We start from the raw sequence: 17890 nt of genomic DNA on the forward strand, positions 1-17890 counted from the left end.
TATGGACAACAAAACAACTAAAAAACGGCTGGGCTGTATAATAATCTTTGCGGTCATAGCTGTCGGACTTGCGGTGATGGTCATATTTGCTCCCGATATAGCGAATTTTCTGCTTATGAAACAGTCTTTTCAGGAGTACACATCTTTCGGAAATAAAGAGATAAAGATGATACGCGATGATATGGGCGTGACTGTTGAGGGCAGTACAACTCCTGTTAAGCTGACGGTCAGCCATGCTGCGGGGGACTATTGCTATCAGCTTTGGTTAAAAGATATCGATGGTGCCGAAAAGTTTATGGAAGAATGCTTTGACGGCACATACTCTGCCGCTGAGATAACTGACCAATATAATATGTGTGTTTATGATTACGAGGACTATAAATTGGACAGTTCGTGTGCTTCGTACAGCTGTGAGTTTGTAAACAGCAAGGGTGTTAAAAGGTTCGATGAATATTACATAGTGTTTTACAAAGAAGACGAGAGTTTTAAAGCAAAGCTATTTGCAAGAAAAACATAACAGACACAAAGAGGGTAATAATATGGACAACAGACAAGATCTTAAAAACCCCAACGAGATAAAGCAGCCCCTTAGCAGTAACAATATACAGGGCTTTCAGGGCAACGGGGCATTCTATCAGGAACTTGCACCCACAAAGCAAAAGCGTGGTCTGCGTATAAACGCAAGTATATCGGGCAAGACCTTCGGCAGACTGGTGCTGGGCTTTGTGGCGGCTTCTGCCATCGGGCTGATAGCGGCTGTAATAGTGATACTCAGATTTATCTTCGGGTGAAGCCATGGCTGAATTTATCATACGTGAAGTACGCCCCGAAGATGCCGATGATATCGCAGAGATAAGCCGCGAAGACCTGGGATATCCCTGTGATGCGGAGATGGTAAGAGCGAATATATCGGGGCTTGACAGTTCCCGTGAATCTGTTTTCGTTGCCGAGACGGACAGCAGTGCCGTGGGATATATCCATGTGGAAGAGTACAAAACTTTGTACTTTGAAAAGATGGTGAACTATCTCGGGGTGGCTGTAAGCGGCAAATACAGACGTCTGGGAATAGGTTCGGCGCTGATAAAAGCGGCGGAAAATTGGGCTGTGGAGCGCGGTATACATCTTGTCCGCCTGAATTCGGGCAGTACCCGCACAGGAGCTCACGAGTTCTACAAGCGGCAGGGCTACATCAGCGACAAGATGCAGGTACACTTCACCAAGAGATTATGAGTACATAAAACAGGGCAGGAATGAATTTGAATGATAGAGGACTTTGACGAAAAAAGATTCTCAAAAAAATTAAATACAGGCTGTTTCACTACGCTGATAATATTTGGCGGGCTGATACTTATCGGTTTGGGTTACCTGATATATACTGCAATACACTACGCAAGAATCACCAATATCAAGTGGGACAGTTTTGATAAGGAACGCATAGCAAGGATCGAGATATTTCTCGATATGACCATGCCCGATGATGTCAAACCTGTATGGTTCAGACGGGAGTCAGGTGCGGGGGACAGCTATTCGAGGCTGATAGTCGAAAATATTAGTGACCCGCAGGATTTTCTGGGTAAAGCATTTCCCGATTCCGAGATAACAGAGTACACCACCGATGAGGAAGATATCACGAAAAATGAGGTATCCTCACCCGGCAATGAAAAGAAAAACGAACTGCAAAGAATCAGCCCCGATAGTGAATTGTTCAGCAGTTTCAAAGACGACCTGAACTTTGCAATCAAGGAAAAGGGCTACAGCATTGAATTCACCGAGATATATGACCGCGTATTCGCCGATAGAATCAAGGGTATGTATGACATCGGCTTTGGCAAAACAGACAGCGGATACTGCGCTGTGATAAGGTTTTTGACATATTAAAATATAGAAGAGAGGGAACACCATGGATCTTTGGTTTACTGAAAAGCATACGGACGATGTTAATTTTACAATAAAAGTAAAGAAACAGCTTTACTCGGGCAAAAGCTATTATCAGGAGATAGATGTATTCGACACCTACGAATTCGGGCGGGTGCTGGTGCTGGACGGCTTCATCATGCTGACCGAAAAGGACGAGTATATCTACCATGAGATGGTAACAGCCGTGCCTATGGCTGTCAATCCCGATATCAAGAATGTGCTGGTCATCGGTGCGGGTGACGGCGGAACTGTCCGCGAGCTGACCCGCTATGAATCCATCGAAAATATCGATATGGTGGAGATAGATGAACAGGTGGTGGAAGTCTGCAAGGAGTATCTCCCACAGACAGCCTGCAAGTTCGATGACCCGAGAGTACACCTGTTTTTTGAGGACGGTCTTAAATACGTCCGCAGAAAAAGCAGTGAATACGACCTTATCATCGTGGATTCCACCGACCCATTCGGTCCGGGAGAGGGACTTTTCACCAAGGAATTCTACGGCAACTGCTTCAAGGCACTGACGGACAGCGGCATACTGATAAATCAGCATGAAAGCACCTACTACGACAGCTACGTGGATATGGTGACAAGGACGCACAAGCGCATCGGCGCAAGCTTCCCCGTATCCATGGTGTATCAGGCGCATATACCCACCTATCCCTCGGGACACTGGCTTTTCGGCTTTGCCTCGAAGAACCTGCACCCCGTATACGACCTTAAAGCCGACCGCTGGAAAGAGTTCGGCATAAAGACAAGGTACTACAACACCGACCTCCACAAGGGCTGTTTCGCACTGCCCAATGATGTGCTGGAGATACTGGAGAATTCGTAACAACTGGAGGTTACTATGAAAAACATATCGTTGAAGAGAAGTTCAATTATATTCAATCTGATCGAAGGCGTTATTGCGGTTATCGCATTAACAATAAGCTATGCTTTTATTTTCGAGAAAAATAATCAAGACCATGACATTGGATTAGGTTTGTTTATTTCATTTGTATGGATGTTAGTTTTACTGATACCGAATATTTTTTACAAATTAATTGGAAAATTCCATATAAAAGATACTTTGTATTTTCAATTAGCTCCACTTGTTTTAGGTTCCGGAATATATATTATATTTCAATTAGTTCTGTATTGATTACTGACCTATCTTGGGAACACTTTTATAAAAGCAGGAGATAATGTAGAATTCGTGATTGCTGGTACTCAGGTGGTGATATAATGTGAAAATCGTTATCCGTATCGTGATCGCTTGCTATATTGTTATCCTAACGGTCTTTCAAGGACTATATATTTATTACGGCGGAAAACCTACGCTTTTCTGGCTGTCGGTGTTATTGGAAATACTCTCTGTTCTATCATTGCTTGGATCTGGAGCGGGGATCAGTCATTTTCTTTCAGTAAGAGAAATTGTTAAAAATGGGATAAGCACCAAAGCAGTAATAAAAGATCATCACGTTGAATGGAGTAAAATGAAAAATTATTATCCGATCATTCAGTTTCTTGATACCTCAAAGATCTCACATAAATATCAAAGCAAGGTCGGAATGACTATACTGCTCAGAAAATACAGAAAAGGCTCCAAAGTTAAAATATCATATCTCGAAAACGAACCGTGGGAATTCGTTATTGTTCCTGCATACTATTATCAATCGATAATAGAGATGATAATGTTTACGTTTTTGGGGCTCCCGGCTGTGATCGGCTCTTTCATTTTAGTGAAGTGCTAGATACGACCTATATTGTGAACCCTTTTATAAAGCAAGTTTTAAACACCAACGTCTATACCGAAAGGAGAATAATAATGTTAGAGAAAAATGTACAGACTTTCATCGCCTGCGACTGCGAGTACGATGAAGCAAAGATAGTAATGTTCGGCGCACCCTTTGACAGCACCACTTCATTCCGCCCGGGAACGAGGTTTGCAAGCCAGGCGATGAGGAGCGAGAGTTTTGGCATCGAGACTTTCTCGGTATATCAGATGAAGGATATGCTGGATATAAAGGTATTCGACAGCGGCGACCTTGAACTGCCTTTCGGTTCTCCCGAAAGAGCGCTGGACGATATCAAGAAAAGGACTGCCACTATCCTTGGTGACGGCAAGATACCCTGCATGATAGGCGGCGAACATCTTGTTACCCTTGGGGCAGTAAGAGCCTGTGCCGAGAAATATCCCGACCTGCACGTTATACAGTTCGATGCCCATGCCGACCTCCGCGAGGATTATCTGGGCGTTAAGCTTTCTCACGCCTGCGTTATGCGCCGCTGTCAGGAGATACTGGGCGACGGAAAAATATTTCAGTTCGGTATACGCAGTGCCGATAAGAGCGAAGTTGAATTCGTTATGCAGGAGCATACCTCCCTCAACCTTTTCGACTTCCGCACTCTCCGCGAAGTAGCGGGCTATCTCGGCAACGCACCTGTATATTTCACCCTTGATATGGACGTTCTCGACCCCTCGGAATTCCCCGGCACAGGCACTCCCGAAGCCGGCGGCGTGCATTTCGATGAACTGCTTGACGCTATCGAAGTCCTTTCCGAGCTGAATATTGTGGGCTTTGATATGAACGAGCTTTCCCCTGCCTATGACCCAAGCGGCAGAAGCACAGCCCTCGCCTGCAAGACTATGAGGGAGATGCTGTTGAGATTTCACAGGTAATATTTTCCTGCTTTCACTTTAGAACACCACTTGACCGTCGGTATACTCGGGTGTCATCTTCCCCCGCCGCAGGCGGGGGAAGATGACCAACAGCTATCCGCGGGATAACAAATCGCAACCGACCGTTGCGCCATTGCCTTTGCGTGACGGTTGACAGCGGGTGCTGTCTGTGTTATCATGGGTTTAAGGTCAGTACGGCAAAACTTTGGAGGGTGTATGGAATTTGAAAAAAAGCCCGAAACAAGCTTCCTTGTCAGGGACGAGGCAGAGAAAGTAAGCAGGGATAAGGGCATACCACCCGAGAGGTTATCAGAGTTCGCAAAATCGGGCTGGAAGGACATCATCACAAAATTCTGCTATACATTCCTGGATATGAAAAAACAGCGCGGAAGCAGCCTTGCTTACAGCTGGCTGAATTTCAGGGAAGGACTTGCCCACAGTGAGCCCGTGAGATGTGGGGCTGACGAATTCGCCTATTTTGCGCAGGTACGTGAGCTTATCCTCGCAGAGGACAGGGACAAAAAGCTGTTCCTGATACTTTCACAGGGCTGGGTCTATGAGGGCTATGCCGCGGAGATATTCTCGCTTCTGCCCGAGCTTTTCTATCTTGAAGATGCTTAAATACTTTCGCCTAAATTCAGGTGGGTGATATGCCACTGCGATGACGGCGAATGTGCTGTGTTTTCTGCCGTTAAGAACTAACCGAAGGCAGCACCGCGAAACCATATTATAGCAGGTCTTCCTTTTGTGAAGACTGCACATGAAACGCTCCGTATAATTGTTGATGATAACACCAAAAATCTCTGCCGCCGAAACGTATATATGATATAAGCGGCAAGGTGCTTCAGAACAGGTGAAAAAATTATTACGGAGGTTACAGCTATGATATGTTTGCGCGGTATTGCCCTATCTTACTAACGGGGTGATATTATGGACAGAAAACTCATGATAAGCGCAGTGACAAAATTTCTTGCAGGGCTTGTAATGCTTGCTCTGCTGATATTCCTGCCTGCGGGGACGCTTGCTTTCACACAGGGCTGGATATTTATGGCAGTGCTTTTTCTGCCGATGCTGATGATAGGCATCGTGCTGGCGCTGAAAAGTCCCGAACTGCTGAGAAAGCGCCTTAACAGCAAGGAACAGGAAAACACCTAGAAAGGCGTGGTCATATCAAGTCTGCTGATGTTCCTTGCGGGCTTCATCACGGCGGGGCTGAGTTTCCGCTTCGGGTGGCTGAGACTTCCAATGTGGGTCAGCGTTACTGCGGCGGTGGTATTCCTCATCGGCTACGCCATGTACGCCGAGGTACTCCGCGAGAATGAATACCTCTCCCGCACGGTGGAGGTACAGGAGAAACAGAAAGTCATCGACACGGGGCTTTACGGCGTTATACGCCACCCCATGTACACCGCCACCATTCTTATGTTCTGCTTTGCACCGCTTGTACTTGGTTCGGTGATATCCTTTGTGATATTCCTTGCCTACCCTGTTATAATAGTAACAAGGATAGGCAACAAGGAAAAAGTCCTGGAAAACGGACTCAAAGGCTATATCGACTATAAGAAGAAAGTAAAGTACAGGCTGATGCCTTTTGTGTGGTAGATATCTGCGGTCAGAAGCTTTCTCCGCTGTATTTTTACCAACGAAATGTTTTGTGAAAAACATACATCCAACGCTCCGTATATTTATGTAAAATCACGCCATAAAAAGGCGCCTGCCGAAACGTATATTAAATGTACGCGGCAGATGTCCGCAGAAGTGATAAAACTATTACGGAGGAACCAATTATGAAAACAAACAGGAAAATCCCGTCAGTGACTTCAATTTTAGATAAGATAGAAGTCCTGATGATAATATTAGCAATAGCAGGGATAATTTATTTTACTCATTCGTTATTCGCTTTGATAATCGGCATAGCAGGGTTAATTCTCTTCAGATACGTGAATTTATTTTCACAGACAAGTGAAAATGATATGCGGACAGGCTATGAAAAAAAATCCGGAAAAATCAAAGCAATAATGCCTGTTTTGAAAAAGATATGGGTTGTGATGATACCGTTAAGCATATTATGCTTAGCTTATGTTTCTAAGTCATTTCATAGGATTCCGCATTTTGACAGAACACAATTGGAAATAGAATACAGCGATGTGCCCGAAGGAACTGCATATGTAGACGTTCTCGTTAAGATAGACAGCAGTGATGAAAATTACACCGATTTCAATGTTATTCCCCAAAAGCTCATAAGCAAGGGAATTGACAACGAAGGTAGCTCGGTGTTCAATTCTGAACCTATAGATATAAATAAAAACAGTGAAATAGCTAAGTATGACGATGACGGCTATAAGTCACTTTCTCTACATTCAACATATGTGAAAGATTTTGACGTAGTTAAGCCATACGGATATGAACATGATGATATGATGCTGAAATGCTCTGCTGAAAAACTGTATAAACAGTACGGAAAGTTCAGGCTTGCTTATGTAGGCAAAAACGGCGAAGTTCTCGGCGTAACGAAGAAAACGTCCCACACCTATGATATTGATGAACCTTATAAAGTTATCGCTGATGGCGACAAGGCGACGTACAGTACATGGGGTAACTCACCTTTGTTTTATGTGGCTGTGTACATCATTCGCATCACGTTCTATGTAACGATCATCATTATTGCAGTGGCGATCATTAATCATAGCGCTGAAAAGATCAGCTGGGATAGCTGGGTTCGGGAACAGACCCGAAAAGACCGCGACAACAATGGCGAAAGTGGTAGAAATCTATGAACAAGGAATGGTCCGATCTTAACAAGGCTATGCAGCAGCTGCTGAAAAAGCGAGATACTTTCAATGAGGGCATCGCCGCACTTTTCAGACTGCGTGACGAGCTTTATAATACAATGCTTTCTCTGCGGGAAGAACTTTCACGCGGGGACTTTGATGCCATGCCGTACCCAAAGGCTAAGGGCTATCATTGCAAGAACATCGCCTACTCACTGTGGCATATTTTCCGCATTGAGGATATTACGGCGAATACCCTTATCGCTGACAGGGAACAGGTGTTTTTCACAGGTGACTATCAGCGCCGTATCAACTCGCCTATCATCACCACAGGCAACGAACTTTCGGGCGACGAGATAGCCGGTTTCACGAAAGTGCTGGATATCGGAGCGCTTTACGAATACACCAGTGATGTAAAGCAAAGCACCGAGGATACCCTATTGGGTATGGATTACGATAAGCTGAAAACAAAGATACCCACAGAACGCCGTGAAAAGCTTATATCCCTTGAAGTCGTCAGCCGAAGCGAAGACGCATTCTGGCTGGTGGACTACTGGTGCGGCAAGGATATCCGTGGGCTGATACAGATGCCCTTTTCCCGCCACCACATAATGCACACCGAAGCTATGCTGAGGATAAGGGACGGTCTGCCGCGGCGGACTTGATATGATAATACGCGGATATTCTCCGCTTTACCCAAATAAATTATTAAACCGAAAGGAAGATGTAAAATGTCAAGAGCTTTGATAATAGGTGCAGGAGGAGTAGCAGGTGTTGTTATACACAAGTGCTGCCAGAACAGCGAGGTGTTCACAGATATCTGTATCGCCAGCCGTACAAAGGCTAAGTGCGATAAGTTCAAGGAGGAGCTTCAGGGCAAGACCAAGACCAACATCACCACCGCACAGGTAAACGCTGATAACGTTCCCGAGCTGGTTGCGCTGATGAAGGAGTACAAGCCCGATATCTGTATCAACGTGGCTCTGCCCTATCAGGATCTTCATATCATGGACGCTTGTCTTGAATGCAAGGTTGACTACCTTGATACCGCAAACTACGAGCCCGAGGATACTGCTAAGTTTGAATACAGCTGGCAGTGGGCTTACCGCGAGAGATTCGAGAAAGCAGGCATCACCGCTGTGCTGGGTTCGGGCTTCGACCCCGGCGTTACAGGCGTATTCTGCGCTTATGCCCAGAAGCACTACTTCGATGAGATAAACTACATCGATATCCTCGACTGCAACGGCGGCGACCACGGCTATCCTTTTGCGACCAACTTCAACCCCGAGATCAATATCCGTGAGGTAAGCGCAAAGGGCAGCTACATTCAGGACGGCAATTGGGTAGAGACCGAGCCTATGGAGATCAAGAGAGTATACAACTTCGATCAGGTTGGCGAAAAGGATATGTACCTGCTCCACCACGAAGAGCTTGAATCCCTGGCACTGAATATCAAGGGCATCAAGAGGATACGTTTCTTCATGACCTTTGGTCAGAGCTACCTGACACACCTGAAATGTCTGGAAAATGTTGGTATGACCTCCATCGAGCCTATCATGTACGAGGGCAAGGAGATAGTACCTCTCCAGTTCCTGAAAGCAGTTCTCCCCGACCCTGCAAGCCTTGGCCCCAGAACAAAGGGCAAGACCAATATAGGCTGTATCTTCCAGGGCAAGAAGGACGGCAAGGACAAGACCTACTATGTATACAACGTATGCGACCATCAGGAGTGCTACAAGGAAGTCGGCTCACAGGCTATATCCTACACCACAGGAGTACCCGCTATGATAGGCGCTATGATGGTGCTGACAGGCAAGTGGAAGAAACCCGGCGTATACAACGTCGAGGAATTCGATCCCGATCCTTTCATGGAAGCACTGAACAAGTGGGGTCTGCCCTGGACAGAGAATTTCAATCCTGTACTGGTAGATTAATTCATAACACTAAAAGCGAATCGTTAGTGTGTTCATTAATTGTTGACATTCGCTTATACGCCGCTGTGGACGGTCATTCCAGCGCACGTAAAGACGCAGCTGAGTATCTCTTTAGCGGCGTGTTAAGGGAATGCTATATGGTTTCAAAACTATGATTTTTTTTGAGAGACATTTTCCTATATTATGCGAGCTGTTTGAGTCGGACTCGGTGGTATTTCTTATCATCGGGGCGATGTTTGGATTCCTGTTTGGTTTCAAACTAACAAACCGCAAAAGCAGGATACGCGCTGTGATCTCATGTGTGGCGGTATACGCGGTATGTGAGGGTATAGGCAACATCCCTATGCGTGTAAACTTTTTGCTGGATTTTATTTTGCTGATCGTAGGCACAGCTGCACTTGGGGCTGTTTTGGGGATACTGCTGAATATGCCTGTTTACGGTTTTTTTGCTGAAAAAGAATAAAGATATCGTGCGGCAGCATGATAGGTATAAGGGAGGTCAGAAAGATGACTTTGTGCGAACTTGAAAGACAGCAGGAGATACGTTTCCCGCAGGCTTTCCACAGGATATACGACAGCGGTGCCATGAAGTGGCTGGAGCTTAGTCGGGCGGAGCTGAAAGCAAGTATCAAGGAGTATGTCAGTGATACCACAGCATTTCTCATGCTGGACTGCGACTGCGAGATGTACCTTTTTGAGGAAGTACAGTCGGCGGCAGAGGAACTTGCACAGCTTTCACAGTGGCAGGAGGAGGACAAAAAGCTCCGTATAAAGGACGGACTTCGGATAGTGCCTTTTGGTCACAGCGGCGGCGGGGACATCTACTGCCTGCTGTATACTCCCGATAATGCAGAGCCTATGGTGATAAGGTACTTTCACGACAGCTACGAAGCACCTCAGATCATGGGGCGTGACTTTGACGAGTTCATGTACATACAGCTTCTTCTGGCGGCGGAAAACGAGCAGGATGTTGAGGACGAGTATTTCCGCAATAATACTGCGTATCTCAGTGAGAAGTACCGTGATCTTACAGAAGGGAAGTCCGCAGATGAGCTGACAGATGCACTGTCTGAGATCAATTTCGCTCCCGCGGACATATTTGAACGAATATGACTATAGTGCAGAAAAAAGACCTTGCAAACAAGGTTATAGAACGGCTTGAAGAACAGTACCCCGATGCGATATGTTCGCTGGAATATGCACAGCCCCATGAACTGCTGATAGCTACCAGACTTTCGGCACAGTGTACAGATGCGCGGGTGAACATCGTGACTAAGGAGCTGTTTGCGAAGTTCCATTCAATCAACGAATTTGCCGATGCGGATATAGCTGAAATTGAGGAGATAGTGAAGCCCTGCGGACTTTACAAGACTAAAGCGAAGTCCATAAAAGAGATGTGCATACAGCTTCGGGACGAGTACGGCGGAGTACTTCCCGACACCCTGGAGGGGCTTACGAAACTCAGCGGCATAGGGCGCAAGACGGCGAACCTCATAATGGGGGACATATACCACAAGCCTGCGGTGGTAACGGACACCCACTGCATACGCATAACTGGCAGACTGGGACTTGTGAAGAACAAGGAGCCTGCAAAAGTTGAGGCGGAGCTTTGGAAGATACTTCCCCCGGAGAAGAGCAGTGACCTGTGCCACAGGCTGGTGCTTTTCGGCAGGGAGTATTGCACGGCAAGAAGCCCGAAATGCGGCGGCTGTCCGCTGAATGACATTTGTATTTCAAAAACTGAATAGACTGCAGTTTTGCGGGTATAATGATACCGAGGGTGACCTCGGTATTTTTTTATGGGGGTGTATGTATTGGAAGAAAATAAAGGTCTTGCCGAACTGCTGGGTAAGGATAAGGAGAGCAGAGCGTTTTTTGCATCCCTTTCTCCTGAACTGCGCAGGCTGTTGATGAAGAATGATGCGGGCAATTTCATTATGCTTCACCGCGCAGTCTCAGAAAGCGGCAGACAGACATTCGCAGCAGGGGATATGACCGACGGACAGACAGTATCAGCTTCTGAAAGAACGGGTTCATTCCCGTGTGGAGATGATATTTCCCGGGAAACATGGGAAAAGCTTGGCGGCAGCTGATAGTATTACAAAAAGACACTTCCGCCATAAACAGGCAGAAGTGTCCGTTGATTAATATATTCTGATCATCCGGTTTACACTCCAATTGATTTGGTGTAATATCAGAACTAGAAATACTCGGCGCTTATCCTGATAACATCAACACGATGATTCATTGTTATATAGCACTTTGTAATGGTGTGTTAATGGGATGACCATGTTATATATTGTAATCAGCAACATTATTACGCTCGGTGATCAGGGTGATGAGGTCACTTTTGGATATCGGCTTTGAGTAGAGATATCCCTGAGCGTAGTCAACCTCAAGATCGCGAAGCATTTGCAGCTGATGTTCTGTTTCAACGCCTTCCACAAGTATCTTGCGGCGCATCTGTCTTATCATACGCACGCTGCTTTCAAGGATTATCTGTCCCATCTGACCCTTTTCTGCACTCCATAGAATACTCTTATCTATTTTGACAACATCAAAATCAAGTCGGAATATAGACTGCATATTTGAATATCCTGTGCCGTAGTCATCCATAGAAAAGCGGAATCCCTGCCTTTTAAGGATCCGTACGACGCGGCTGAGTATGCTGTAATCACTGGCAGCTATGGATTCGGTTATCTCGAAATTTATCATTTTTTTGTCAATTCCGAAGCTTTCTGCTATCTCTATGATATGTTCAGCAAATGAGGGCTGCATACACTGCAGCACCGATAGATTAACATTTATGCATTCCATGCCGTTTTCTTCGGGAAATCCGCTGTTGATAAATGAGCATACTTCACGGAAAACATATTCATCAACTTCGTCGATAAGACCTATCTGTTCTGCTATTGGAATGAATTCATCGGGGAACAGGTTGCCCATTTCGGGATCATGCAGACGAATTAGTGCTTCAGCACCGTACAATCTGTTATCCTCGACGTAGAAAGTAGGCTGGTAGAATACCTCAAAATTATGCTGTTCAAGTCCGCGGGCAATAGCACTTTCAACAGCAGCACGTCGAAGCAGATAGTCAAGGTCTGAGCCTGTGAGGATGTTTTTATCAAGCTTATTCGGAACAGGGCTGTCCGCCATATACAGCGCATCACTGACACTTCGTATTCTTTTAGGTACATCAGCTGACATTATGAGTACTTTCAGAGGGATCTCATTATCGCCTATACGCCATGGCTGTTCAAACCTTTCACTTATGGTTTTTGCAAGCCATTCTACCTTTTGTTCGTCTGTGCCCATGACAGTTATCATAAATGTGCCCGGATTTGTGCTGTAGATATAGTATCTTGGCACAAGTGAACGCAGGTATTCAGCCACAAGTCTTGAAAGTGCTTCTGAATTATCCGAACCTGTAGCACGTTTGATTATCTCGGTATTCGTGATTTTTATACACAGCAAAGAAAGATTTTTTCCGCTGACTAAATATGTATGCATATCAGCTGTGACAGCGCGGCGGTTATATATGCCCATGCCTGCATCCATGCGGTCATCTTCTATTTCGATAGCTACCATAACACCGAGAAGGGCTATAGCCTCTGAAAGCAGCTCAGAGCGGATGTCATAGTTTATCAGCTGTAAGCATATCCCGAATATCACCAGTATAAAGAAGTATAGCATAGCTGTTCTGCGTTTACGGTTCAGTGCACGCCATGAGAACAGCAGCATGAATATTGCCATGGTTATATACAATCCGCTTATGACATAAACTACCATCAGTCCCCAGTTGCGGTGATAAGTCATATTGCGGTCATAGTAATACATACAGTTTGTAGCCGGATTAAGAAGTACTATCAGTTCGATTATTATCTCGGGGAAGGCGAGGGCGATATAGCGTTTTCGCTTGCCGTTGAAATTAACACCGCATACCGAAAATACGTATAGCAGGAATATTGCGGGAACGGATGAGTGTATCAGGAAGTAAGAAAAATGCCCTGTTTTTACAAGTATCTCAGCTGTATGAGATATAGCAGCGCGGGAATTATTGCAGACTGCAAGTATCTCGGATATGCAGTTGAGGTCCAGCATTATAAGCATAGTAAGATATATTTTATTCTGCTGTTTGTCCGTACGTCGGTTAAGCAGCGTAAAAAGTATGCCGGTAGTGCCTATGAGCATTGAAGCGGCGTACATTACGATCTTTGATATGGTTATATATGACATTTGCTCCCTCCTCTTTGAAAGGATCTTATAATCCGGTCAGTCTTTAATTACAGCAGATCTATTTTTAAACGCTGTAGACTGACCTTATTTTATAAAATTATTATAACATATTATTACGCAAAAGTAAAGATATAGAGGGGGAAAAATGAATATTTTTCTGATAATGCTGCTTTACCACAAAGATACTGAGGATATGTTTACCTGAATTATAACTTCAAACCGCTTTTATCGACCAAGATCGCTTATTTGTGTACAAAAAAACTCCCTTGCCGATTATCAGCATGGGAGTTTTATATATTTAATAATCAATTTCTTCTGTTATGCTCTGGGCATAGCGTACACGGAAAACGTGTATTATCTGTGCAAATATTATAAACACAAGACCCAGTGCAAGAAGTATGCAGTTTACTATGATCAATCTGTCAGTAACACCGTATATCGCACCGGTGATCGCATAGTAGATACTTGGATCTTCCATGAAAAGACCGTCAAAATAGCCTGAGAAGCGTAAGTAAAGTGACGGTATCAGGAATAACAGTGAGCTGCAGAATAAGATTGTTCCGATCCAATAAGGCAGATCAAATGGATGATGCCTGTCAATGTACCACATCATACCCAAAAGGCTCAGAAGTAAAAACAGACATATACCCATAGCCATGCCCATTTCAGGCACGATCTTCTTAAATATAGAAGAATAATGGCTGTCAGCCAGTTTCTTTACCATAAGTATATCAAAGGATGATACAACTTTCTTTTCAGCATTATCAAGGGTGTTGTCGATCAAAGAGTAATATTCCTGATCCTTTTCTATATTATTGGCTTCTGAATATTTCTCAACATAGTCGATAACATCAACTTCAAAGTCTGTAAAATCGTAATCAACAACAGGTTTTGAAAGAGATCTGCCGAACATATATTCAAGAGAGCTTCTCACAAGTTTTTTAGCAGTTGCAGAAACTTTCTTTTGGTTAAGACTCTTGGTATAGACTTCCTTGGGAATGGATGTTGGATTGGAGTACTGACCGAAGTATTCATCCAGTTCATTATACAAGGCGGTATCAGCTCCGCTTTTACTTATTGTCCAAACGTAATAATCTGTATTGAAGATCATAGTATCGCAGAAAATAAGCAGCTGCATGATTACTGCGGCAATTGTTGCGAATATGGCTAAGGTCAGCATCGGGCCGTAATGATATAATCTTTTCATTCCTTTCATTCCTTCGTCTTGACCTCTTTCCATTCAATATCCTCCAGCTTGCATATATACGCAAGTCGATATTCAGACATACCGAGTTTACCATTGTTCCAGCACGTATACATAGTAAGTCTGTCATCGTCTGTGGGATACACGTATTTGTAATCCTTCTCGTGGAAAACGACTCTTTCATTTATAACGTAGGTACACTTGCAGTAAACAGTCTCAAGTGTAACAACGTCGCCGATCTCGCACTTTGGCAGATTGTAGAAAAATGTATGGTTGTGACCTGCGATAACTACATTACCGGGTCTGCCTATATATACAGAACCGTTATACCAGCCTGCACCTGATTCGAGAACATACGGATCAGTACCGCTGTATACAGGCACGTCTTTAAGACCTGCAGCCTGACAGTTCAGCGTAGCATAGAAATCACCGTAGTAAGGATAGACAATGACGTGTTTTTCCTGCTCGCCATTGACCTCTACCTCGATCTCCTTTATCTGATCCGGAGCATCATCATCACGGTACTTGTTAAGTGTACGCAGATTTCTGACTTCCATTGGTGTAGCACCAAAAGCAGTGTCAAGATAAGGTTTATACTCTTTATAGGGTTTGAATAAAGCAAGAACAGCCACACTGCACAATATCGCCAATATCAAAAAGGGTGTGAGAACATAAGTGAATGTCCTCAACACCCGTGATGACGAAGTTTTATGCCTATGAGTGCGGTGTTCCGTCTTTTTTACGGCATCACTCATAATAATTCACTCCGAAATGTTTACTTTAAATCAAGCCTTGTTCTTCTTGGCGATCATGAATACACCAAAGCCTGCAACTGCAAGTGAAACTGCTGCAACAGCTGCTGCTGCGTTAGAAGTTTCAGTCTCAGCACCGGTAGCTGCTACGGGGTTGTCACTCTTGATAGTTGTACCGCTGCCGCCATTGTTGTTTTTGTTGCCGTTGCCGTTAGAAGAGCTGTCATTACCATGCTTATGCTCAGCTGCAACAGAGAAGTGAGCGTCATCTACCTTAGTGATAGTAACGATAACATCGTGCTTTTTACCCAGAGCGATAAGGTCATCCTGAATAGCCTTCTTATCAGCCTCAGTCCACTCCTTACCGATAAGGATCTTATCAGCCTCGGTCAGATCAGCGGGAGCCTTATTAACTACCTGCTTAGCGCCGCCCTTGCAGTAAGGTGCAACATAAGTATCTCTGATGTTGTTCAAATCAGCGATCATATCATCATACTGAGCGCTTGTGAAGCAATCCTTATGTACCTGCAGGAAATTATCCAGTTCCTGTACGTTGTTGGACTGTACACCTGCTTCTTTAGCAGCCTGAACTGTTTGTTCATATGTTGCAGCAAATGCAGATACAGACATTGTTGCTGCCATGATAGCAGCAGCTGCAAATGCGGAAATCTTCTTGATCATCTTTTTTTCCTCCAAACTCAAATGATTTAAGGCATAGCCTTAACTATTCCTTCTTTGACACCATTAATGATATCATAAAACGTTTGAAATTGCAATAGCGTATATGTAACTTTGTGCAAAGTGCATAGATTTTTTTTAACCAATCTAATAGAATATAATAAAATAACGGTATTATTTTTTTGATTTATGCAGTATTTTGTTAATCAAATATTATCAGATGTGGAAAATGGTGCCATTGGTAAACCATTTTTACCAAATACTGTAACTTCACCGTAGTTTGTCCAGTTATACCTGACAGCTTTAGGTGACGGAACTTTTTCTGAAGCAACTATTGCTTTTCCGCCTCCGAGTGCAACATCTGCGGGGTGGAACACACCGTCTTCACCTGCTATCTCAAAGCCTTTTATACAGCCTTTGACTTCAAAGCCTTTTTCGGCATTGGAAAATTTGACCTCAGCTTTTCCATCTTTGAAAACGCAGCTTTCAAAGATCGGGCCGAAAGCATCTACGTCCATACCGTATACCAGCTTTTCAGCCTGCAGACAAAGTCTTTCACCAACAGGGAGTTTATCCTTGGGGTGAATCTCGTTGAATTCGCCCTTGTCAAGTATTACAGCTATACCTGTATTTTTAATAGTACGGAATGCTTTCATCTGTGCTGAACGTATCTTGCACCAGTGTTTATAGTCAGGGTCAGCGGCATAGCGGTGCATGGGGAGCTGTACCATTATAAAGGGCAGCGTATCATCGCCCCACACTTCGCGCCATTTTGCTATCAGTGTTGTCAGAAGTACGTAGTAGCTGTCGGGCTTGTGGTCATCCGATTCACCCTGATAATACAAAAATCCGCGTATTGTATAAGGACATACCCTCATTACCATGTTTTCAAACATATTACACGGGCGGAAGGGATTGAATTCATTTTTTGGTCCCGGCCATCCGTATACGCCTATCTTTTCTTCAAGCTGTCCCCATGACATATCCGGATCATCTTTCCAGTATTCCTGTGCTTTTGCTAGCCAGTCTTTTTCATGCTCAAGAAAGCCTTCGTATTCGGCTTTCTGTTCTTCAAGGGTCTTGCCTTTTATGGTTTCCTCATATTCCTCTATGTAAGCGGATATACGCTTGTCATTTTCAAGTGATGCTCTGTCCAGCCAGCATGAAGCCGATGTACCTCCCCAGTTGCATCCGATAAGTCCAACAACTACACCAAGTTCCTTTGAAAGCTTGCGGGCAAAGTGAAGACCAACTGCGCTCCAGCATTTTGAAGCTTCGCTGCCTGCTCTGCTCCATACTGCATTTTTGCTTTGTTCTTCAGCAGCCTCTGCTGATGCTACCTTTGGAGTGTAGTAGTAGCGTATCGGTGTATCTTTGTCAAGTTCAGCAAGATATGAGGCGCCGTCCTTTGCGTTCTGTATCTCAAGCTCCATATTGGATTGTCCGCCAAGGAACCATACCTCACCAACGGCAATATCCTTGAAAGTCAGTGTATCAGTGCCGTCTGATACCGTCAGCGTCAGATCCGCGGCTGCTTTCATCGGAGAAAGCTCGCAACGCCATTTGCCGTCCTTTACGGTACACTCTGCACTGTTATCACCGATAGCCGCAGTGATGAGTTTACCGTCTTCGCCTGTACCCCATACAGTTATGCACTTTTCGCGCTGGAGCACCATGCTGTCAGAAAACATCTGTGAACATTTCAACATTATTATTCCTCCCCGTATTACCCATTT

23 protein-coding genes are annotated in these 17890 nt (G+C 44.6%); 18 read left to right on the forward strand and 5 right to left on the reverse strand.

From position 1 onward, the window contains the following. Position 1: 1 nt before the first annotated feature. The 18 genes from RUMAL_RS06205 to RUMAL_RS06285 all read left to right on the forward strand — a co-directional run bounded on the left by RUMAL_RS06205 (position 2) and on the right by RUMAL_RS06285 (position 11377). On the forward strand, positions 2-517 hold the full coding sequence (locus RUMAL_RS06205) for a hypothetical protein (RefSeq protein WP_013497911.1): 516 nt from the start codon (positions 2-4) through the stop codon (positions 515-517). A 22-nt stretch (positions 518-539) separates the two neighbouring features. Then, the gene (locus tag RUMAL_RS06210) at positions 540-791 is read left to right on the forward strand and encodes a hypothetical protein (protein WP_013497912.1); all 252 of its coding nucleotides are present in this window, start codon (positions 540-542) and stop codon (positions 789-791) included. A gap of 4 nt (positions 792-795) precedes the next feature. Further along, positions 796-1230 (forward strand): GNAT family N-acetyltransferase, encoded by a 435-nt coding sequence (locus RUMAL_RS06215; protein ID WP_013497913.1) that lies wholly within the window; start codon positions 796-798, stop codon positions 1228-1230. Positions 1231-1260: 30 nt separating this feature from the next. Next, positions 1261-1878 carry a hypothetical protein gene (locus RUMAL_RS06220; RefSeq protein ID WP_013497914.1) on the forward strand — a complete coding sequence of 206 codons (618 nt, stop codon included), beginning with the start codon at positions 1261-1263 and terminating at the stop codon, positions 1876-1878. 22 nt (positions 1879-1900) lie between these two features. Then, positions 1901-2749 (forward strand): polyamine aminopropyltransferase, encoded by an 849-nt coding sequence (gene speE, locus RUMAL_RS06225; protein WP_013497915.1) that lies wholly within the window; start codon positions 1901-1903, stop codon positions 2747-2749. 15 nt (positions 2750-2764) lie between these two features. Then, the gene (locus RUMAL_RS06230; RefSeq protein WP_013497916.1) at positions 2765-3058 is read left to right on the forward strand and encodes a hypothetical protein; all 294 of its coding nucleotides are present in this window, start codon (positions 2765-2767) and stop codon (positions 3056-3058) included. An 85-nt stretch (positions 3059-3143) separates the two neighbouring features. Next, positions 3144-3650 (forward strand): DUF3592 domain-containing protein, encoded by a 507-nt coding sequence (locus RUMAL_RS06235; protein WP_013497917.1) that lies wholly within the window; start codon positions 3144-3146, stop codon positions 3648-3650. Positions 3651-3724: 74 nt separating this feature from the next. Next, positions 3725-4579, forward strand: coding sequence for an agmatinase (speB, locus tag RUMAL_RS06240; protein WP_013497918.1), 855 nt, complete (start codon positions 3725-3727; stop codon positions 4577-4579). A 216-nt stretch (positions 4580-4795) separates the two neighbouring features. Next, on the forward strand, positions 4796-5200 hold the full coding sequence (locus RUMAL_RS06245; RefSeq protein ID WP_013497919.1) for a DUF6756 family protein: 405 nt from the start codon (positions 4796-4798) through the stop codon (positions 5198-5200). A 309-nt stretch (positions 5201-5509) separates the two neighbouring features. After that, on the forward strand, positions 5510-5734 hold the full coding sequence (locus RUMAL_RS22390; RefSeq protein WP_242837720.1) for a hypothetical protein: 225 nt from the start codon (positions 5510-5512) through the stop codon (positions 5732-5734). A gap of 6 nt (positions 5735-5740) precedes the next feature. Further along, positions 5741-6181 (forward strand): methyltransferase family protein, encoded by a 441-nt coding sequence (locus tag RUMAL_RS06250; protein WP_242837719.1) that lies wholly within the window; start codon positions 5741-5743, stop codon positions 6179-6181. Between the two features lie 524 nt (positions 6182-6705). Next, positions 6706-7356 carry a hypothetical protein gene (locus RUMAL_RS06255; RefSeq protein ID WP_154662816.1) on the forward strand — a complete coding sequence of 217 codons (651 nt, stop codon included), beginning with the start codon at positions 6706-6708 and terminating at the stop codon, positions 7354-7356. Beyond that, positions 7353-8015, forward strand: a complete 663-nt coding sequence (locus RUMAL_RS06260) for a hypothetical protein (protein ID WP_013497921.1) — start codon at positions 7353-7355, stop codon at positions 8013-8015. The genes RUMAL_RS06255 and RUMAL_RS06260 overlap by 4 nt, the downstream gene beginning before the upstream one ends. Positions 8016-8081: 66 nt before the next feature. After that, entirely contained in the window at positions 8082-9284 is a 1203-nt protein-coding gene (locus tag RUMAL_RS06265; protein WP_013497922.1) for a saccharopine dehydrogenase family protein, read from the forward strand. A gap of 208 nt (positions 9285-9492) precedes the next feature. After that, positions 9493-9747: a hypothetical protein gene (locus RUMAL_RS06270; protein WP_154662815.1), complete on the forward strand. Its 255-nt coding sequence runs from the start codon at positions 9493-9495 to the stop codon at positions 9745-9747. Between the two features lie 44 nt (positions 9748-9791). Continuing rightward, positions 9792-10397: an SMI1/KNR4 family protein gene (locus tag RUMAL_RS06275; RefSeq protein ID WP_013497924.1), complete on the forward strand. Its 606-nt coding sequence runs from the start codon at positions 9792-9794 to the stop codon at positions 10395-10397. Beyond that, positions 10394-11032, forward strand: coding sequence for an endonuclease III (gene nth / locus RUMAL_RS06280; protein WP_013497925.1), 639 nt, complete (start codon positions 10394-10396; stop codon positions 11030-11032). Before RUMAL_RS06275 ends, nth begins: the two co-directional genes overlap by 4 nt. Positions 11033-11089: 57 nt before the next feature. Continuing rightward, positions 11090-11377 (forward strand): hypothetical protein, encoded by a 288-nt coding sequence (locus RUMAL_RS06285; protein ID WP_419247553.1) that lies wholly within the window; start codon positions 11090-11092, stop codon positions 11375-11377. 199 nt (positions 11378-11576) lie between these two features. On the opposite strand, the gene RUMAL_RS06290 is transcribed toward RUMAL_RS06285, so the two are convergent. From RUMAL_RS06290 to RUMAL_RS06310, 5 genes are all read right to left on the reverse strand, one after another. Next, positions 11577-13520, reverse strand: coding sequence for an EAL domain-containing protein (locus RUMAL_RS06290; protein WP_013497927.1), 1944 nt, complete (start codon positions 13518-13520; stop codon positions 11577-11579). A gap of 298 nt (positions 13521-13818) precedes the next feature. Beyond that, positions 13819-14760, reverse strand: a complete 942-nt coding sequence (locus RUMAL_RS06295; RefSeq protein WP_013497928.1) for a hypothetical protein — start codon at positions 14758-14760, stop codon at positions 13819-13821. Further along, a complete protein-coding gene (locus RUMAL_RS06300) occupies positions 14733-15281 on the reverse strand; it encodes a class D sortase (RefSeq protein WP_242843404.1) in 549 nt (182 codons plus the stop codon). Before RUMAL_RS06300 ends, RUMAL_RS06295 begins: the two co-directional genes overlap by 28 nt. 228 nt (positions 15282-15509) lie before the next feature. Further along, complete coding sequence (locus tag RUMAL_RS06305) at positions 15510-16157, reverse strand: hypothetical protein (RefSeq protein WP_013497930.1); 648 nt, start codon at positions 16155-16157, stop codon at positions 15510-15512. A 203-nt stretch (positions 16158-16360) separates the two neighbouring features. Next, the gene (locus RUMAL_RS06310; RefSeq protein WP_013497931.1) at positions 16361-17863 is read right to left on the reverse strand and encodes a sialate O-acetylesterase; all 1503 of its coding nucleotides are present in this window, start codon (positions 17861-17863) and stop codon (positions 16361-16363) included. Positions 17864-17890 lie beyond the last annotated feature (27 nt).

Source organism: Ruminococcus albus 7 = DSM 20455, assembly GCF_000179635.2.
GTDB classification, from domain to species: Bacteria; Bacillota; Clostridia; order Oscillospirales; family Ruminococcaceae; genus Hominimerdicola; species Hominimerdicola alba.